This is a genomic window from Nocardia sp. CDC159, from assembly GCF_023740735.1.
Taxonomy (GTDB): domain Bacteria; phylum Actinomycetota; class Actinomycetes; order Mycobacteriales; family Mycobacteriaceae; genus Nocardia; species Nocardia pulmonis.
Genome location: NZ_JAMRXH010000029.1, coordinates 13,090 through 32,369, shown reverse-complemented (window position 1 = coordinate 32,369; position 19,280 = coordinate 13,090). Strand labels below are relative to the sequence as shown.

The window sequence follows — 19,280 nt, the reverse complement described above, 5'->3', positions numbered from 1 at the left end:
TGATCGCCTAGTGCCCTGAGGCGGCGAAATGATCCCGGACGGCGTCGGTCTGCTTGGCCATCATGGCGATGATCGCCTCGATGACCTCGGGATCGGCGTCCTCGGCGATGGTCAGCTCCCGGGACCATTCGAAGAAGCTGCGGTTCGGATCGTTGGTGATCGTGCGGACGCGAATCGTGGCCAGGTAGGCGGTGACGCCCATCGTCGGCGCGACGGCCCGATAGGTCTGCGAGCGGCGCACCTCGTCGCGCCCGGCCACCTCCTGCTGGACCAGGCCGTCGTTGAACACCAGCGTGAAGTCGTAGCGCGCGGGCACTCGCTCGACCGCACCGCCCTCGGTCCAGCTCACGTCCCGCGCCGCGTGGCCGGATACGATGCGCACCACCTGCATGGCGTCTCGGACCACGGCCCAGACGGTGTCCGGATCGGCGTCGACGATGGTCGAGTGGTGCATGGTGTGCTTGCGCTGGATCGGCACGGGAACTCCTTGTCCGGCAAGGGGATCCCCTGCGTTGCGGCAAACTGGCGTGAGGAGTACACCGCCGACCGGGCGGTATCGGATAGCGGTGGAACACATGAAGACATCCGCAGGCCGAGTCCGGCATTTCGTAGACTTTCACAACGGCGCGTCAACCGCCGGAAACATTGCCGCAATATCCATTTGTGCGATGCGCCGAGACAATTCGAGAACGGCCGGGCGTCGGTTATGGATTCCTACAAACCGCCACCGGTCCGCCCACGTCGGCTTGACCGATCGGCCCGCCGCGACGTAGTTTCGAGCGCACCGACTCGTGGGCTGCTGAAAGGAGGCGAAGTCGGATGTCGACCATCTCCGACCTGCGTCGCCTCGCTCATCGGACGTCCTGGATTCCGGGCCGGGTAGCGCACGGCTGCTGAGCAGCCCTGCTACCGGCGTGCCCGCGCGGCCCCGGCCTCTTCGCTTCTGTAGTCACCGCGCGAATCGACACGCGTCTCTCGGGCTGTGCCACCGAAATAGAAAGCTCCTGAAATGGCGACTAGAATTATTGGATCGACCGCATACCGAAATGAGGATGTGCCATGGTAGCGGCGCGGATCACGGTCAATGGGAAGGTTACCCCGATTTCCCCGGCCGCATCGCATACAACGGTGCTGGATTTCCTGCGTGAGCGCGGCCTCACCGGGAGCAAGGAAGGCTGCGCCGAGGGCGAATGCGGCGCGTGTTCGGTCCTGGTGGCCCGCCCGGGCCTGCGCAAGCCCACCGACTGGGTCGCGATCAACGCCTGTCTGGTCCCGGTCGCCGCCCTCGACGGCCAGGAGATCGTCACCGCCGAAGGACTCGGCAGCGCGGGCGGGACGGGCACGCCCGCCGATCTGCATCCGGTGCAGCAGGAGATGGCCGTGCGCGGCGGCTCGCAATGCGGCTACTGCACACCGGGATTCATCTGCAGCATGGCCGCCGAATACTACCGGCCCGACCGCTGCGCCCCGGCGGAATCCAATGGCGCGCACTCCGATCCGCACGACTGCGAACACGGCCCCAACGGTTTCGACCTGCATGCGCTGAGCGGAAACCTGTGCCGCTGCACCGGATACCGGCCGATCCGCGATGCCGCGTATGCCGTGGGCACGCCGAGCGACGACGATCCGCTCGCCCGGCGCCGCGAGCAGTCCCCGCCCGCGCCGGTCGCCACCGAATTGACCAGCGACGGTCGCACCTTCCGCCGCCCGGCCACCCTCGCCGAGGCGCTGCGGCTGCTGCGCGAACGCCCCGACGCGGTGGTCGTCGCGGGCAGTACCGACTGGGGCGTGGAGGTGAATATCCGTGCGCGCCGGGCGGATTACGTGATCGCGATCGATCGCCTGCCCGAATTGCGGGAGCTGCGCGTGGACGCCGATCGCATCGAGATCGGAGCCGCGCTGTCGCTCACCGAGATCGAACGGCGGCTCGACGGCAGTGTGCCGCTGCTCGCGGAGCTGTTCCCGCAGTTCGCCTCCCGGCTCATCCGCAACGGCGCGACCCTGGGCGGCAATCTTGGTACCGGCTCACCCATCGGTGACAGCCCGCCGGTGCTGCTCGCGCTCGGGGCGTCGGTGGTGCTCGCCGACGCCGACGGTGAGCGGGAGATCGACCTGGCCGACTACTTCACCGGCTACCGCCGCAGCGTGCGGCGGCCGGACGAGCTGATCCGCGCCGTGCGCATCCCGCTGCCGCTGGCCCCGGTGGCGGCATTCCACAAGATCGCCAAGCGTCGCTTCGACGACATCTCCAGCGTCGCGGTCGCTTTCGCGCTCGACATCGAGGACGGGATGGTCCGCGCCGCGCGCATCGGCCTGGGCGGCGTGGCCGCCACCCCGGTCCGCGCCCGCGACACCGAGGCCGCCCTGATCGGCCGCCCCTGGTCGGCGGAGACGGTCGAGGCCGCCGCCGCGGTCCTGCGGTCGGAGGGCACGCCGATGAGCGACCACCGCGCGAGCGCGGAGTATCGCGCGGCCATGCTCGGCCAGAGCCTGTTGAAGCTGTACACGCAGACCACCGAGGCGGTGCTGTCATGAGCGATCTGTCCGAGCGTCCGGAGCGGTCCGTGGTCGGCGTGGCCATGCCGCACGAGAGCGCCACCCTGCACGTCACCGGCACCGCGCTCTACACCGACGACCTGGTGTATCGCACCAAGGATGTGCTGCACGCCCATCCGGTCCAGGTCATGCACGCGCATGGCCGCATCACCGCGCTGCGCACCGAGCCCGCCCTGGCCGTGCCCGGCGTGGTGCGTGTGCTCACCGCGGCCGACGTGCCCGGCGTCAACGATGCCGGGATGAAGCACGACGAACCGCTGTTCCCGGACGAGGTCATGTTCTACGGCCACGCCGTCGCCTGGGTGCTCGGCGAGACCCTGGAGGCGGCCCGGCTGGGCGCGGCCGCCGTCGAGGTCGAACTCGACGAGCTGCCCGCGCTGATCACGCTGCAGGACGCCATGGCCGCCGAGAGCTATCACGGCGCGCGTCCGGTGATGGTGACCGGCGATGTGGAGTCGGGCTTCGCCGATTCGGCGCATGTGTTCACCGGCGAATTCCAGTTCGCCGGGCAGGAGCACTTCTACCTCGAGACGCATGCGGCGCTGGCCCAGGTGGACGAGGCCGGGCAGGTGTTCGTGCAGAGCAGCACCCAGCATCCCTCGGAGACCCAGGAAATCGTCGCGCACGTGCTCGGTCTGCACAGCCACGAGGTGACCGTGCAGTGCCTGCGGATGGGCGGCGGCTTCGGCGGCAAGGAGATGCAGCCGCACGGCTTCGCGGCCGTCGCCGCGCTCGGCGCGACGCTGACCGGCCGCCCGGTTCGCCTGCGGCTCAACCGGACCCAGGACCTCACCATGTCCGGTAAGCGGCACGGCTTCCACGCCTCGTGGAAGATCGGCTTCGACGCCGACGGGCGCATCCGCGCCCTGGACGCGACCCTGACTGCGGACGGTGGCTGGAGCCTGGACCTGTCCGAGCCGGTGCTGGCCCGGGCGATGTGCCATATCGACAACACCTACTGGATTCCCAACGCCCGCGTGGCCGGTCGAATCGCCAAGACGAACACGGTGTCCAACACCGCCTTCCGCGGTTTCGGCGGCCCGCAGGGCATGCTGGTCATGGAGGACATCCTGGGCCGCTGCGCGCCGCTGCTGGGCCTGGACCCGATGGAGTTGCGCGAGCGCAACTTCTACCGGCCGGGGCAGGGGCAGTGCACGCCGTACGGGCAGCCGGTCGGCCACCCGGAACGGATTTCCATTGTCTGGGACCAGGTTCGGGCAAACGGCGCTGTCGCCGAGCGCACTCGCGAGATCGCGGCCTTCAACGCCGCCCACCCGAACACCAAACGGGCGCTGGCGATCACGGGCATCAAGTTCGGAATCTCGTTCAACCTCACCGCCTTCAACCAGGGTGGCTCGCTGGTGCTGATCTACAAGGACGGCTCGGTCCTGATCAACCACGGCGGCACCGAGATGGGGCAGGGCCTGCACACCAAGATGCTGCAGGTCGCCGCGACCACCCTGGGCATCCCGCTGCACAAGGTGCGCCTGGCCCCGACGCGAACCGACAAGGTGCCCAACACCTCCGCCACCGCCGCCAGCTCCGGCGCGGACCTCAACGGCGCGGCGGTCAAGAACGCCTGCGAGCAGCTGCGCACGCGGCTGCTGCATGTCGCCGCCTCCCAATTGGGGGTGAACGCCTCGGATGTGCGCATCGTCGACGGCGTCGCGCGCGCCCTGGGCAGCGAGCGGGAACTGGCCTGGGACGATCTGGTGCGCACCGCCTACTTCCAGCGAGTGCAGTTGTCCGCGGCGGGCTTCTACCGGACCGAGGGCCTGCACTGGGACGCCAAGACGTTCCGGGGCTCGCCGTTCAAGTACTTCGCCTACGGCGCCGCCGCGACCGAGGTCGAGGTGGACGGTTTCACCGGCGCCTACCGCATCCGGCGGGTGGACATCGTGCACGATGTCGGTGACAGCCTCTCCCCGCTGATCGATCTCGGTCAGGTCGAGGGTGGATTCGTGCAGGGGGCGGGCTGGCTGACGCTCGAGGATCTGCGCTGGGACACCGGCGACGGTCCGCACCGCGGCCGGCTGCTCACTCAGGCGGCGAGTACCTACAAGCTGCCGAGCTTTTCGGAGATGCCCGAGGAGTTCAACGTCACCCTGCTCGAGAACGCGACCGAGGAGGGCGCGGTCTACGGGTCCAAGGCGGTCGGTGAGCCGCCGCTGATGCTGGCCTTCTCGGTGCGCGAGGCGTTGCGCCAGGCCGTCGCCGCATTCGGCCCTGACGGTGTCAGCGTCGAGCTGGCCTCGCCCGCGACGCCGGAGGCGGTGTACTGGGCGATCCAGGCCGCGCGCCGCGGCGCTGTGCCGGTCAACGGGTATTCCGCAAACGGCAACGGCAGCAACGGAAATGGTCAGGCCGGTGGTGACAGGGCCCGCGCGAGCGCGTTGACCGGTGCCTGAGATGACCTGGGTGGCCGCGGTCGCGCGGTTGCGAGCCCGCCGGGAACCCGGCGTGCTGGTGACCGTCGCGACCGTGCGCGGCCACGCACCCCGGCGAGCGGGCGCGAAACTCGTTGTGGGGCAGGCCGAGACGTGGGGATCGATCGGTGGCGGCAATATCGAGGCCGTCGCGATCGATCGGGCCCGCGAGTTGCTCGCCGCGCCCGATCCGGAGGCGGAGCTGATGGAATTCGCCCTCAACGACAAGGTGACCAACCGCCACGGCGTGCAATGCTGCGGGGGAGCGGTCACCGTGCTGTTGGAACCGCTGCCCGTCGTGCCCGCGGTGGCGATTTTCGGCGTCGGGCACGTCGGTTTGGAGCTGGCCCGCATCCTGGCCCGACAGGACCTCGATCTGCATCTGATCGACACCCGCCCCGACCAGTTGACCGAGCAGCGGCTCGGCGTGCTCGCCGATGCGGTCGCACAGGTCCACGTGTACCACACCCCGCTGCTGCCGGAGGAGGTACTCGCCGAACTGCCGCCCGGCGCCCACATCCTCATCATGACCCACGATCACGCCGAGGACGCCGCGCTGTGCGACGCCGCCCTGCGCACCGCCGGTCTCGGCTCGATCGGGCTGATCGGCTCGGCCGCCAAATGGGCACGGTTCCGGCGTCGGCTGGCCGAGGAGGGCGGTCACGACGCCGCCGCCATCGAGCGGATCAAGACCCCTATCGGGCTGAGCGAGATCACCGGCAAGGAGCCCGCCACGATCGCGGTGAGCGTCGCCGCCGACCTGCTGCGCACCTTCGAACGCGACCGTCGCTGAGGTTTCCCGACCCCGCGGCGGGGAAAGATCACCGGCATGAGCACGGTGCGGACCAAGATCCCGGCCCGGCTCGATCGTCTGCCGTGGGCGCGCTGGCATTGGATGATCGTGGTCGGGCTCGGCTCGGTATGGATCGTCGACGGCTTCGAGGTGACCGTCGTCGGCAGCGTGGCGGCCAAGCTGTCCGAACCGGACAGCGGCCTGCCGATCTCCTCGGCGCAGGTGTCCGGGCTGGCGGCGGCCATGTATGTGGCGGGCGCGTGTGTCGGGGCCCTGCTGTTCGGCTGGCTGACCGACCGCTACGGCCGTAAGAAGCTGTTCATCGTCACGCTGGTGGTGTATCTGGTGGCGACCGCCCTGACGGCGTTCTCCTTCTCGCTGTGGTGGTTCGTGCTGTTCCGGTTCCTGACCGGGCTCGGCATCGGCGGCGAGTACGCCGCGATCAATTCCGCGATCGACGAACTGATTCCGAGCAAGTACCGCGGCCGTATCGACATCATCATCAACGGCACCTATTGGCTGGGCGCGTCCGGTGGGGCGCTGCTGTCGGTGGCCGCGCTGAATCCGCAGCTGTTCGCGCCGAATATCGGCTGGCGCTTGATGTTCGGGATGGGCGTTATCTTCGGGCTGCTGGTGCTGGTGGTGCGGCGGCATGTGCCGGAGAGCCCGCGGTGGATGTTCATCCACGGCCGCGACCGCCAGGCCGAGGAGCTGGTCGCGGGGGTGGAGGATCGGGTGCGCCGGGAAACCGGTGCGCGATTGCCCGAGGTCGAGGAGACCATCGAGGTGCGCCAGCGCCGCTCCACCGGGTTCGGCGAGATCGCCTCGGTCATGCTCCGGCGGTACCCGCGCCGCAGCACGCTCGGCCTGGCGCTGTTCGTCGGGCAGGCGTTCCTCTACAACGCGGTCACCTTCAACTTCGCGGTCATCCTCGGCACATCCTTCGATGTGCCCAGCGACCGGACCGGCTACTTCTACGCCGTCATGTGCCTGGGCAGCTTCTTCGGACCGCTGGTGCTGGGCCGGTTCTTCGACACCGTCGGCCGCAAACCCATGATCGCGGGCTCGTATCTGGGGTCGGGAATCCTGTTGCTGGGCACCGCGATGCTGTTGGTGCGCGGTGATCTCACCGCCGTGACGCTCACCGCGTGCTGGACGGTGGTGCTGTTCGTGGCCTCGTGCGGTGCGAGTTCGGCCTATCTCACGGTGAGCGAGATCTTCCCGATGGAGACCAGGGCGATGGCCATCGCCTTCTTCTACGCCGTGGGCACCGCCGCGGGCGGTATCGCGGGACCGCTGGTCTTCGCCGAGCTCACCGAGGACGGCGATCCGAGCCGCACCGCGCTGGCCTTCACCATCGGCGCGGTCGTCATGATGGTCGGCGGTATCGCGGAGCTGATCCTGGGGGTGCGCGCCGAGGGGCGGTCGCTGGAAAGTATTGCCGCGCCGCTGAGTTCGCAGCGCACCGGCTGAGTCCCACCGCTACCCCGGCCGACCGCACGGCAGCGCGCAGTCGCCGCCGACCGCGGAGGTCAGCCGGTCGGCCGTGTCGAGGACGACGCCGTTGGCGTTGACGTATTTGACGGTGGTGACCTTCGACGTCTCGGGGGCCTGCCGCAGATACCTCAGCACGCTGCGCGCGCCGCGTCCGGCGGGCTCCCAGCGGGTGTCGGTGCGCGAGGACCGAACGGACACAACGTATTCCGATTCGGCCGCCACATCGGTGATCGGACAGGCCCAGTCGACCCGGTCGCAGAGATCGGCGAAGCTGTTCGCTCCGAGCCCACGCAGCAGTGCGTCCTTGGCCTTCGCCGACGCCGCGGCGTCGGCGGGCGGGCTTGCGCCGGGGTTGAATGCGGAGTTGCCGCCGCAGGCGGCCACGGTCGCGCTCAAGAACGCGATCAGGACTATGCGCCGAATAGCCATCCCCCCACGATAGATGCTCTTCCGAATGGAAGCCTCTTCGCCGCGGTCGTGTCGCCGACGACACGCCCAATCTCCTTACCTCGGCGTATAATTCGGGGGCAACGGCTTGGTGACCGGTGCGATCTTGATGGGGTAGGAGTCCTTCGGGGTGGGGGACGCGCAACAGGTCAATGCGACGCTCCCACAGATTATTCCCATTGCCGCCGCGGCACCGGCCACCGCCTGCAGCTGTGACTTCTTCGCCAGCCCTATCCGCCACAGCCGCGCCACCCGCCACAGCTCGTACAGTCGCCACAGTTGCCACAGCCGCCATGGCTGTCGTCTGCGCAGTTCGCTCATGCCACAGTCCTGTCTTCGCACTGCACAGGCTGAATCGGACTGGCGGCCAAGACGTTACACGGCCGATTTCAGCGACAGAAGCGCTGTTTCGCGGCGAAGGGATCCTGTGGTATCCGCAGGCCGGTCCGCGACAGCGCACCGGTGAGATTCGCCCAGAAACGCTCCGGTGTCAGCGGCCGACTCGTCGAGTCCACGAGTTCGGCGAGGCGGCCGCAGGACAGCGCGTCGCGGGCGGCGTAGACCTGCGCCTTGGTCGCGTCCGGGGTGTCGGGCAGCATCGCGATCGCGGCGGGGTCGGCGTAGCGGGCGAGCACCCACGCCGCGGGCAGCCATTTCTCGTGGCCCGGTCGGGCGCGCTGTTCGAGCTGGAGGTGACCGGCCAGCGGGGTCGCGAGGCCGTTCACGTCGATCACGGTGCCCTGCAACGGCATTACCGCCGCCGCGATGCCCATGTTGTTGTAGAAGTAGCCGCCGCGGTCGGGTAACGACGGTGCGAGCGGGATGGTCCAGAGGTTGCCGTCGGCGGCGGTGCCGGTCCGCAGCACCAGGGTTCGGTCGCGGTGGTCGGTCAGCGCGGCGAGGGTCGCGATGAGGGTGGTGTCCTTGCGGCGAGACTCGGCGGAGGGGTGGGGGTCGGCGAATGCCACTGTCTCGTAATCACGTTCGTCGGTCAGGCCGGTGGGGCCGAATTGTGTTCCGTGATAAGGCGGTCCGAGGAACAACCCGGCGATCAGCGCCCAGACCGCGAGCAGCGCCGCCCCGGTCGACTCCAGGCGGCGACGGCCGAGCGGTGCCATCAGCACCGGCAGCAGCAGGGCGAACAGCACGGGCACCCAGAGCCGGGCATGCATGTAGTCGCCGCCGACCCGAACCAGGTAGATCCCGAGGCAAACGGCCGCCAGCACCGGCGTCGCCAGCAATACCGCGGTGCGGCGATCGATCGCGATGCGGTCGAGCAGGCGGGTTCCGATGACGGCGATCATCAGCAGGGGAATCCACAGCAGGTAGGCGTCGACGAAATCATTGAGATACGAAACCCCCTGCCCCCAGCGCGCACTGCTCGCCTCCTTGGCCACCGCGGGCAGCGGCACGAGGATGCCGTAGTACCCGGCTCGGAAGATCTCGTAGCCGACCGGCAGCACCAGACCGACCCCGCAGTACCCCAGGCCACGCCGCCAACCCGGCCGGGTGAGCAGCAGCGCCGCCGCCCCGAATACGACCGAGGCCAGCAGAAAATCCGGCCGGATCAGCGGTCCCGCGCCGATCACCACCGCGGTCGCGAGCACCCGTCCCGGGCCGGACCGTTCGTTGATCGAGACCAGCAGCCACCACACATACCCGAACCAGCACAGGCTCAGTCCGGTCTCCAACCCCGAGGTCGCGTAATCCCAGAACCCGCCGACCGCGAGCGGCACCAGCGCACCCAGCGGCACCAGTACTCCGATCTCACCGCGCGCCCGGTGCAGCCGCACGCACCCGGCCAGCCCCGCGCCCATCCCAGCGATCGAAAGCACCAGCCCCAGCGCGACCGCCGCCGCCGCGACATCCCCCGGCCGCACATAGGCGAACGCGGCCAGCAACCACACCCACAGCGGGCTGGTCGCCGCCTCGACCCGCTCGAACGGATTGTAGTTCGGCCCCGCCCCGGCCAGAATCTGCCGCACCACCCGAACCACGATCATGCCGTCGTCACCGATCCACCGGCGCTGAAATGCCAGCACGCCGAACAGCAGGACGGTCAGCCACCCCGCGCTCAGCGTGACTCGCCCGGCCCAAATACCCCTGGGCACAACAGATTCGGTGGGTTCGCGCCGCAGCGGCGCAAGTGTGCTGCCCTGAGTCATCTATCCTCGTCGGTCGCGCTGATCTGCTGTGCCGGACGCTAGGCGACCACGGTGGCACTCGTATTGGACAATTGGGACATCCACGTCCATTGTCCGGCGGCGCGGGCATGGCGAGGTAGACCCGATGACTGGTGGCGCGCACCAGCCGTAGCGGGCTCACCACCAGCTCTGGAACAGATCCATCGCCGTGCGTTCGTTTCGCCCGGATCTATTGACGGTGTGGCGCAGGGCCGCGTTGAGGGTCGAGGGGGTCTCGATGGGTATGCCGCGGGTCGGGACGACCAGGCGCGGCACGTTTCTGCGGGCGAGATGGGCGGAGAACCACCACTGGCGATCTACCCCTGCGCGCCTTCGGTATCGGCGTCGGCCGAAGTTCTTTTCGAACGGAAGGTCAGTAGAACGGATGGGCGTGTTCGACGGTATCGATCGCGCGCCGGATTGCCTTGGCAATACCATTGATTCGGGCGCGCGTTCTCAGCGGCGGTCCGACCGCTTCGAGAACCATTCTGCCCGTAGTTCATCCGTTCGTCGGCTCATTCCTGAGGCCTGGGTATCTCGCGATAGCTCGTCGCTCCGGTTCGCTCTGTTCCCGGCAGTCTGCCGAGCGGAGGGGAGCCCCACACTGGCGAATATGACTCGGTGCCTGTCCTCTCGGCATGACGGCCAGGGAGTGGTGCGCGGAATGAATTCGAGCACGGTCCTCGAAAGTATCCGAGTGGCAGTCCTTTTGGTTCGAGCGGGACGGAATGGGTGCGTACTGTACGGGAAGTCGAAGTGATTGTGCAATGTATAAAATCTGTGTCCTACCGCACATTACTGGCCGGTAGAGAAGCTTTCGTTCTGCGGTAGTCTGACGGAAGTCCGGCTTGTGAGACTGCACAACGACGGGCGGACAAGAGCAGAAATATGTGAGGGACAAGAGCTTTGGTGCAACCGGAGATCTCAGTCGTGCGGAAAGCCGCGCATGACGACATCGCCGGAATGGCGCGGGTGCTGGGAAAGGCATTCGACCACGACGATCCGATCGACGAGTACATATTCCCCGACGAGCGCGTCCGCCATCGGCGCGCGCAACGAATGACCAGCATCATGATTCGGCATCGCTTCTTGCCTTCCGGTGGGGCGGCGGTGGCGACCCTGGGCGAGCGGATCGTGGGGGTGCTGCTGTGGTATCCGGCCGATTACCGAAAATCCCTGTGGCACGAGGTTGTTTCCGGGCCGAAGCTGCTTGCGGCCATGGGCTCGGCGACCCGGCGCGGGATGGATGTCGACGCGACCATCGCGCGCCTCGCTCCCGACGAGCCGCATCTGTGGTGCGTCCACCTGGGCTGTGACCCCGAGGTGCAGGGCCGAGGTGTGGGCAGCGCGCTGTTCGGGTCGCTTGTGGAGCGGGCCGATGCCGAGAACGTCGCGATCCATGGTCTTTGTAAGGACGGCAACGTCGCCTTCTACCGAAGGTTCGGATTCGAGGCAGTGGACCGCGCCGGAATAGGCGCCCACGGGCCTTCGATGAATGTGATGCTCCGGCAGCCGGTCCGCGCGGAAACCGTCTGATTCCGCGTCGGCGGCTGTCGTTCTTTTCCGGGGGGTAATCGCCAGAGTTTCGAGTCGGCCGAGGAGTCGTAGTGTCGGATATTGCCATCGTCGGAATCGGTTGCCGCTATGCCGGTGGTATCGATTCACCGGAATCCTTCTGGGATTTCGTGGTGAACAAGCGGGACGGGGTGCGCGAGATACCGCCCGAGCGCTGGAACTGGCGCCGCTACTACGACCCGGACCGGCGCGCCCCGGGCCGGATGTACACCAAGCGGGCGGCGTTCATGACCGGCGACCCCTGGGCCTTCGACCCGGACTTCTTCGGCATCTCCCCGCGCGAGGCCGCGGCCATGGACCCGCAGCAGCGGCTGGTGCTCGAGGTGACCTGGGAGGCATTCGACGACGCGGGCATCGCCGGACGTACCGCGGGCGCGCCGCTGGGTGTCTACGTCGGCGCGTTCACCCTCGATCAGCTGGGCGTCTCGGTGGGCGGTCCCGCGCTGCCGCATGTCGACATGCACACAGCGGCCGGCGCCTCCTACACGATGATTTCGAACCGGATCGCCTACGCGCTCAACCTCGTCGGGCCCGCGATCACCGTCGACACCGCCTGTTCATCCTCCCTGGTCGCGCTGCATCTGGCGTGTCAGGCCATCGATAACGGGGACTGTGAGATCGCCGTCGCGGGCGGGGTGACCGTGCTGGCCGAGCCGGAACCCTTCGTCTCGATGTGCAAGGGCGGCTTCCTGGCCGCGGACGGCCGCAGCAAGCCCTTCGACGCGTCCGCCGACGGTTACGGCCGCGGCGAGGGCGTGGGCATGGTGGTGCTGAAGAAACTCGCCGACGCCGAACGTGACGGCGACCGCGTCTACGCGGTGATCAAGGCGACCAACTCCAATCAGGACGGCCGCACCACGGCCATCACCGTTCCCAACGCCGATGCGCAGGAGGCCCTCGCCAAGGCCGTCATCCGACGCGCGGGGATCGAGCCGCACGAGGTGACCTACATCGAGGCGCACGGCACCGGCACCCCGGTCGGAGATCCGTTGGAACTAAGGGCCATCGGCCATGCCTACGGCGCCGTGCCCGGTCGCACCACGCCGGTGGGCGTCGGCTCGGTGAAGGCCCAGCTGGGCCACACCGAGGCCGCCTCCGGCATCGCGAGCGTCATCAAATCCGCACTGGCGGTGTCGAAGCGGACGATTGCCCCGCAGGGCTGGATCGACACGCCGAATCCGGACATCCCGTTCGAAGAGCTGGGCATTCGGCTGCAGCTCGAGGTCGAACAGGTCGGCCCGGAGGTCGACCGGGTCACCATCGCGGTCAACGGATTCGGCTACGGCGGTACCAACGCCCACGCCATCCTGCAGGAATACACCGGACCGCGGCCCGCTCCCCGGAAACCCGAACATCCTGGCGTCCTGCCGATTTCGGCACGCAGCGAACAGGCCGTGCGCGATCTGGCCCGAGGCTTCGCCGAACGTATCGCCGACGGCGCCGATCCGGGCCGCCTGACCGAGGCCGCGTGGACCCGGCGGGCCCATCACCCGTTCCGCGCCGGGATCACCTTCGGCGACGACACCGAACTGGTCCGGAATCTGGTCGACTTCGCCGGTGGTGCGGGCCGAGTGAGCCGCGTGATCGCGCGCAAGGCCCCCGAGCCGGTGTTCGTGTTCACCGGAATGGGTCCGCAGTGGTGGGCCATGGCCCGCGAATTGCTCACCGCAGGTGGCGCATTCGCGGCCGAGGCAGAGCGCATCGACACGGAATTCCGCGCCATCGCGGGCTGGTCGATCGTGGAAGAACTGCTGCGGCCCGAGGAGGAGTCGCGGGTGACCACGACCGCGGTCGCACAGCCCGCCAACTTCCTGGTGCAGGTGTCGCTGGTCGCCCTGCTGGCCGAGCTGGGCGTCCACCCGGCCGCGATCGTCGGCCACAGCGTCGGCGAGGTCTCGGCCGCCTACGTCACCGGCATGTTGTCGCTGCACGACGCCCTGCTGGTCGGCTACCACCGCGCCCGGTTGCAGGCCACCACCGCGGGCTCGGGCGGCATGCTCGCCGTCGGTATCGGCCTGGCCGCGGCGCAGGCCCTGATCGAGGGCGACAACCGCGTCGACGTCGCGGCCGTCAACAGCCCGTCGGCGGTCACCCTCGCCGGCGATGTGGGGCGGTTGGACGAGATAGCCGAAACCCTCACCGCTCGAGGCATTTTCGCGCGGCGACTCCAGGTCGAGGTGCCCTATCACAGCCATCTGATGGATCCGATTCTCGACGAGCTGCGCACGGTCCTCGCGGATCTGCGCCTGTCTGCGCCGCGGATTCCGCTGTACTCCACCGTGACCGGGGCACCGGTCACCACCGGCGACTGGGATGCCGAATACTGGTGCGCCAACGTCCGGCAATCGGTGCGTTTCGCCGACGCGGTGACCGAACTGGTGCGCGCGGGTCACCGGGTCTTCCTGGAGGTCGGCCCGCATCCGGTGCTGGGCGCGAACATCCGCGAAATCCTGATTGCGGCAGGCGAATCCGGGACAACCGTCGCCACCCTCAATCGCAAGCAGTCCGACGCCGAGAGCGTCCGGCAGAGCGTCGCCGGGCTGTACGCGGCCGGGGTGCTCGATATCGACGCGCTGTTCGCCGAGCTGCCCACTCCTACCCCGCATCTGGATCTGCCACGCTACCCGTGGCAGCGCACGCACCTGCGCAACGATCTGCCGATCCATCGGCTGCGCCGCCACGGCGCCCCCGACACCCTCCCGATGCTGGGCGATCAGCAACCCGACGAGACCGCGAGCTGGCAGCTGGAGCTGAGCAACGAGACCCTGCCGTGGCTGGCCGATCACGTGGTCGGTGGATCCAGGATCCTGCCCGGCGCAGCGTATTTGGATGCCGCGCTCAGTGTCGCCGCACTGCGTACCGAATCCACGCGGGTGGCCGTGGAACAGGTGCGCTTCGTCGCTCCGCTGGTCATCGACGACGGCGAGACGCCGATCATGCGGTTCGACCTCGAGGAATCGACCCGGCGTTTCACCATCCGTTCCCGCGGCTTGGCCGGTTCGGTCTGGACGATCAACGCCATGGGCCGGTTGGTGGAGGGAGTCTACGAACGCGCCAAGGTCGATGTGCCCGATGATGATTCGATGGTCGAGATCGACCCGGCCGAATTTTACGCCCAGTTGGCTACGCACGGACTCGACTACGGCCCCGCCTTCCGCCGCGCCATCTCGATCCGCGTCTCCGGCGGCACGGTGGTGGCGAGGCTGGACGGCACCATTGCCCGGCAGACCCGGCACCCCGCGCATCCGGCCGTCGTCGACGCCTCGCTGCAGAGCGTGGCCGCGCTGCTGGCGGGGGCGGGCAGCACCGGAGACGGCGCCATGGTGCCGGTGGCCGTGCGCGCAATGCGGCTGCTGGCCCCGCTGCCGGAGGAGGTCACCGTGGTGGCCCGCGTCGACACCACCGGCGAGCCGACCGCCGATATCGATCTGCTCGACGCGGATCACCATGTGTGCGTGCAGATCCGGGGCCTGCGGTTCGGTTCGATCGCGCCGCGGCCGGGCCCGATGCAGCGCATGGTCGACTTCTTCTACGAGGACCGCTGGGAGATGCGCGATCCCGTCGAATCCGCCGCCCTGCCCGCGACCGACGGCCTGCACACCGTGGTCGCCGTCATGGCCCCCGCGTCCACCGTGATCGCCGAGCGGATCGCGGCCGTCACCGCCACCGGTCGCGCCTCCTCGGAGTTGTTCGTCATCGGCGATCCCGACCGCGCGGACCTGGAGGACGAACTGACCCAGCGGATTCGCCGGGCACGCGGCCGCGCGGGTGTCGAGCGCCTGCACCTGGTGGTGGTGGCCGGGGACGACTACGACGAGATGGACAGCCTCTGGACGCTGCGCCGAATCGCCCTGACCGCCGAGCACGTCCTGGACGCCTGGCTCGCCGAGCACGGCGCCGAGATGGAACTGCTCGGCGACGGCACCTACTACGCCTCGCTCATCACCGAGCACGCTCGAACCCACCCCGACGGCGAGGCCGCGCCGAATCCGAGCCACGCCGCGCTCGCGGGCGCACGCCGCGCGCTGCTCAACGAGCAGACCCGGCTGCGCTGGCGGCTCATCGACGCCGACGGCGAGGTTGCCGACGCGGATCTGGCCGCGGAACTGACGATTCCGGGCGCATTCACCCACGACCATGCCGACGAAGTATTCCTGCACAACGGGATTCGCTGGGTCACCGTGGTGGGCCGCACCCTGCAGGAGCGTCTCGACGCGCTGGACGAGGCGCGGCCGCTGACCGATCGGGAGGCCGATTTCCGGCTCGAGCTGCCCCGCAACAAGACCTTCGCCAAGCTCGGGTGGCGTCGCGGCGAGCGGCGGGCGCCCGGGCCGGGCGAGGTCGAGGTGCGGATGACCGCGATCGGACTGAACTACAAGGATTCGCTGCGGGTCATCGGCGTGCTCGGCGACCGCGAACTGGGCGACACCTTCTTCGGCACCGAACCGGGCATGGAGGGTGCGGGCGTGATCGTCCGCCTCGGCGAGGGCGTCACCGGCTTCCGCGTCGGCGACGAGGTCGGCCTGGCCTGCCGGGGCATGATCGGCCGGTTCAACACCCTCGCCGAGGATCTGGTCTGGCGCGTCGGCGAGGGCTTCGAACCGGGCCGCTGCAGTAGTTCGACCTCGTTCGTGGCCGCCGAATACGCGCTGCTGGAACTGGCGCGGGTGCGGCCGGGTGAGACCGTGCTCGTGCACGGCGCGGCCGGTGGCGTCGGCTCGGCGGCGGTGCAGATCGCAAAACTGCACGGCGCCCGGGTCATCGGTACCGCCAGCACCGACGAGCGCCGCGCCTACGTGCTCGAGCAGGGCGCCGATCACGCGCTGGGATCGCGATCGCTCAACTTCGTCGACGAGGTGCTCGCGCTCACCAACGGACGCGGCGCGGACGTCGTGATCAGCTCGGCGCCCGGGGAGATCCTGGTGCAGAATTTCGACGCGGTCGCGGAATTCGGGCGCATCGTGGAGGTCGGCAAGGCCGACATCTACTTCGGTGGCGTGCTGGAGTTGCGGCACTTCGACAAGAATGTGGCCTACTTCTCCTTCGACCTCGACCGCATGATGAAGCTGCGCCAGCAGGAGGTGTTCGAATACACCAAGGCGGTCAACGGCCGCATCGACGACGGCACCTACCGGGCGCTGCCGTTCGAGATGTACGGCACCGCCGAGGTGGCGCGGGCGTTCGAGGAGGTGGCCCGTTCCAGCCGGATCGGCCGTGTGGCGCTGGATCTGGACGAGGATGCGCCACTGGTACGTCCGCGGATCCCCGACGTCGTCATCGACTCCGGCGCGCGGTACCTGATCACCGGCGGCTTCGGCGGTTTCGGCCTAGCCGTCGGGCGCTGGCTGGTCGACAAGGGCGCGCGGCGGCTGACCCTGCTCGGCCGCGGCGGACCCGCCACCGAGGAGGCCCGTCGCCAGCTGGCGGTGTGGGAGCAGCAGGGCGTGGCGATCACCACCGAACTGGTCGACGTGGCCGACGCCGAGGCGGTCGCCGCGGTCGTGGCGCGGGCGCACACTCGCGAACATCCGCTCCGGGGCATTTTCCACACCGCGGGTGCGGTGGACGACAAGCGGATCGGCGCGATGGACCGCGGGAGTCTGGCAAAGGTGTTCCGGCCCAAGCTGATCGGTGCCCGCGCGCTATGGGAGGGTGTCGTGGCCGCCGGGGCGCGGCTGGACCAGTTCGTGCTGTTCTCCTCTGGTAGCGCGATTTTCGGCGGCATCGGCCACTACTCCTACACCGCCGCCAATATCGCGGTGAACGCCTATGCCGAGGCGCTGGCCCGCCAGGGCGTCAACGCGCTGGCGGTCGGCTGGGGCCACATGGCTGGAGCCGGTATGGCCGCGGCGGACGAGAACCTGGCACGCTACCTGGTCAATACCGGTTTCGACACGATCGAAATGGACGACGGCCCGCTGTATCTGGAACAAGCCCTGCGGCTGGGGGTGACCCGCGTCGACATCTTCCCGATCAGCTGGGCTCGGGTGGCGGCCACCGGCCCGCAGCTCGCGCTGACCGGTCGCATCGAGGCCATGATCGCCGCGGCGGCTCAGAACGACTCGGCGGCAAGTCGATTGCGGGCCGAGCTGGCCGCGCTCGACGAGACCAAGCGCAGGGAGGTCGTCGCCCACATGCTTGCCGAACAGCTGGCCGCGGTGATGGGCGTGGCCGCGGAGTCGATCGACCTGACGGTGCCGCTGCCGGAGCTGGGGCTGGATTCGCTCATGGCCGTCGAATTCGGCTCGCTGGTCACCCAGACCCTCGGCGTCGACCTGATCTCGCTGAAGCTGGGCCGCTCGTTCAGCCTGGAGCAGGCCGGGGCCATCGCGGCCGAGGCGATCGTCGAGGGCTCCGGATCGCTCGGCCTGTCATCGGCCGAGGAGGTGGCGGCATGAGCGAATCGGCACGTGAGCTGGCACGAAAGCTGTTGGCGGGCACCAGCTCCGGGGCCGGCACGGCCACGGCTGTCCCGACGCCGCCGCCCATCCGGCAGCAGCCCACCCGCTCGCGCCGCGGTCCGGGCAGGCAGTTCGCCGATCATCCCGGCGTGGCCGCGGCCGTGCGGCGGCGGGCCATGATCGCGGCCCTGTACGAGCAGAACCCGCTGGTGAACCCGCTGTTCCTGCCCCGAACCGGCCCGAACGACACCGTGATCCGGGTCGCCGAGCCGCGCTTGGCCGACGCCGAGCTGGTGAATTTCAGCGCCTACAACTATGTGGGGCTGGGCAACCACCCCCGGGTGATCGAGGGTGCGAAGCGGGCGCTGGATCGCTACGGCGCCTCGGCATCGGCCAGCCGCATCGTGGCCGGGGAGATCCCGCTCTATCAGGAGCTGGAGCGGCGGCTGGCCGATATCTACGGCGTCGGCGACGCCATGCTGACGACCAGCGGCTACCTCACCAACGCCGGTGTCATCGGATATCTGCTCGGTCCCGGCGACGTCGCGGTGTGTGACGCGCTGGTGCACGGCAGCGTCATCTCCGGCGTGCAGTGGTCGGCCGCGCGGCGGTTGAGTTTCCGGCACAACGACCCGGAGTCGCTGCGATCGGTGCTGAAGATGTCGCGGGCCGGTTTCGACCGGGCGTTGGTGGTGATCGAGGGCCACTACAGCATGGACGGCACCATCGGTCGCGTGGACGAATTGGCCGCTATCGCAAGGGAATACGACTGTGCGGTCATGGTCGACGAGGCGCACTCCTTCGGCGTCTTCGGCGAGCGCGGCCACGGCATCCGCGAGCACTACGGGCTGGCCGGGGAGGCGGTCGACATCTGGATGGGCACCCTGTCCAAGGCGCTGGGCAGCGCCGGTGGCTTCGTCGCCGCCGATGCCGACCTCATCGGCGCGATGAAATCCAGCGCCCCCGGGGTCGCCATGCTCACCGGCGGCCCGGCCCCGTCCACGATCGGCGCCGCGCAGGCCGCGCTGGACGTCCTCGAGGCCGAACCCGTCCGACTGCGCCGCCTGTGGTCCAACGCCGAGCACTTCCACGCGCTCCTGACCGAGCGCGGCCTGAATCTCGGTGTCTCCCAAGGTACCCCGATCTGTCCGGTCATCGTTCCTGGCGAGATCCGCTGCGGTTTCGTCGCCTCCACCCTGCTCGAACACGGCGTCTATGTCGGCAACATCTCGGCCCCCGCGGTCCCGGCGGGCCAGGAACGACTTCGTTTCTTCCTGACCTCCGAACACACCGCAGCGCAACTGGAGTCGACAGCGGATCTTCTCGCGGAAACCATCGCGAAGGCGGAGCGGATTTCGGATGTGACGGCGACGACCGGGGTTTGAGGGGATGGCCCGTGCTC

11 protein-coding genes are annotated in these 19,280 nt (G+C 68.9%); 7 read left to right on the top strand and 4 right to left on the bottom strand.

Annotated elements, in window-relative coordinates; genetic code table 11:
* Positions 1–7: 7 nt before the first annotated feature.
* Entirely contained in the window at positions 8–478 is a 471-nt protein-coding gene (locus NDR87_RS35865) for an SRPBCC family protein (RefSeq protein WP_251918558.1), read from the bottom strand.
* A 581-nt stretch (positions 479–1,059) separates the two neighbouring features.
* On the opposite strand from NDR87_RS35865, the gene NDR87_RS35860 reads away from it, so the two are divergent.
* Genes NDR87_RS35860 through NDR87_RS35845 form a run of 4 tightly spaced genes read left to right on the top strand, consistent with a single transcriptional unit; the run spans position 1,060 to position 7,248 of the window.
* Entirely contained in the window at positions 1,060–2,535 is a 1,476-nt protein-coding gene (locus NDR87_RS35860; RefSeq protein WP_251918556.1) for a xanthine dehydrogenase small subunit, read from the top strand.
* A complete protein-coding gene (xdhB, locus tag NDR87_RS35855; RefSeq protein WP_251918554.1) occupies positions 2,532–4,964 on the top strand; it encodes a xanthine dehydrogenase molybdopterin binding subunit in 2,433 nt (810 codons plus the stop codon). Before NDR87_RS35860 ends, xdhB begins: the two co-directional genes overlap by 4 nt.
* A 1-nt stretch (position 4,965) precedes the next feature.
* Complete coding sequence (gene xdhC / locus NDR87_RS35850) at positions 4,966–5,775, top strand: xanthine dehydrogenase accessory protein XdhC (protein WP_251918552.1); 810 nt, start codon at positions 4,966–4,968, stop codon at positions 5,773–5,775.
* A gap of 36 nt (positions 5,776–5,811) precedes the next feature.
* Positions 5,812–7,248, top strand: coding sequence for an MFS transporter (locus NDR87_RS35845; RefSeq protein ID WP_251918550.1), 1,437 nt, complete (start codon positions 5,812–5,814; stop codon positions 7,246–7,248).
* A gap of 9 nt (positions 7,249–7,257) precedes the next feature.
* On the opposite strand, the gene NDR87_RS35840 is transcribed toward NDR87_RS35845, so the two are convergent.
* From NDR87_RS35840 to NDR87_RS35830, 3 genes are all read right to left on the bottom strand, one after another.
* Entirely contained in the window at positions 7,258–7,701 is a 444-nt protein-coding gene (locus NDR87_RS35840; protein ID WP_251918549.1) for a hypothetical protein, read from the bottom strand.
* 75 nt (positions 7,702–7,776) lie between these two features.
* On the bottom strand, positions 7,777–8,040 hold the full coding sequence (locus NDR87_RS35835; RefSeq protein WP_251918547.1) for a hypothetical protein: 264 nt from the start codon (positions 8,038–8,040) through the stop codon (positions 7,777–7,779).
* A gap of 68 nt (positions 8,041–8,108) precedes the next feature.
* Positions 8,109–9,884 (bottom strand): hypothetical protein, encoded by a 1,776-nt coding sequence (locus tag NDR87_RS35830; RefSeq protein ID WP_251918545.1) that lies wholly within the window; start codon positions 9,882–9,884, stop codon positions 8,109–8,111.
* Between the two features lie 948 nt (positions 9,885–10,832).
* Here NDR87_RS35830 and NDR87_RS35825 point away from each other — a divergent pair.
* From NDR87_RS35825 to NDR87_RS35815, 3 genes are all read left to right on the top strand, one after another.
* Complete coding sequence (locus tag NDR87_RS35825) at positions 10,833–11,438, top strand: GNAT family N-acetyltransferase (protein ID WP_251918543.1); 606 nt, start codon at positions 10,833–10,835, stop codon at positions 11,436–11,438.
* Positions 11,439–11,509: 71 nt separating this feature from the next.
* The gene (locus tag NDR87_RS35820; protein ID WP_251918542.1) at positions 11,510–17,875 is read left to right on the top strand and encodes a type I polyketide synthase; all 6,366 of its coding nucleotides are present in this window, start codon (positions 11,510–11,512) and stop codon (positions 17,873–17,875) included.
* Positions 17,872–19,263, top strand: a complete 1,392-nt coding sequence (locus NDR87_RS35815) for an aminotransferase class I/II-fold pyridoxal phosphate-dependent enzyme (RefSeq protein ID WP_251918540.1) — start codon at positions 17,872–17,874, stop codon at positions 19,261–19,263. Before NDR87_RS35820 ends, NDR87_RS35815 begins: the two co-directional genes overlap by 4 nt.
* Positions 19,264–19,280 lie beyond the last annotated feature (17 nt).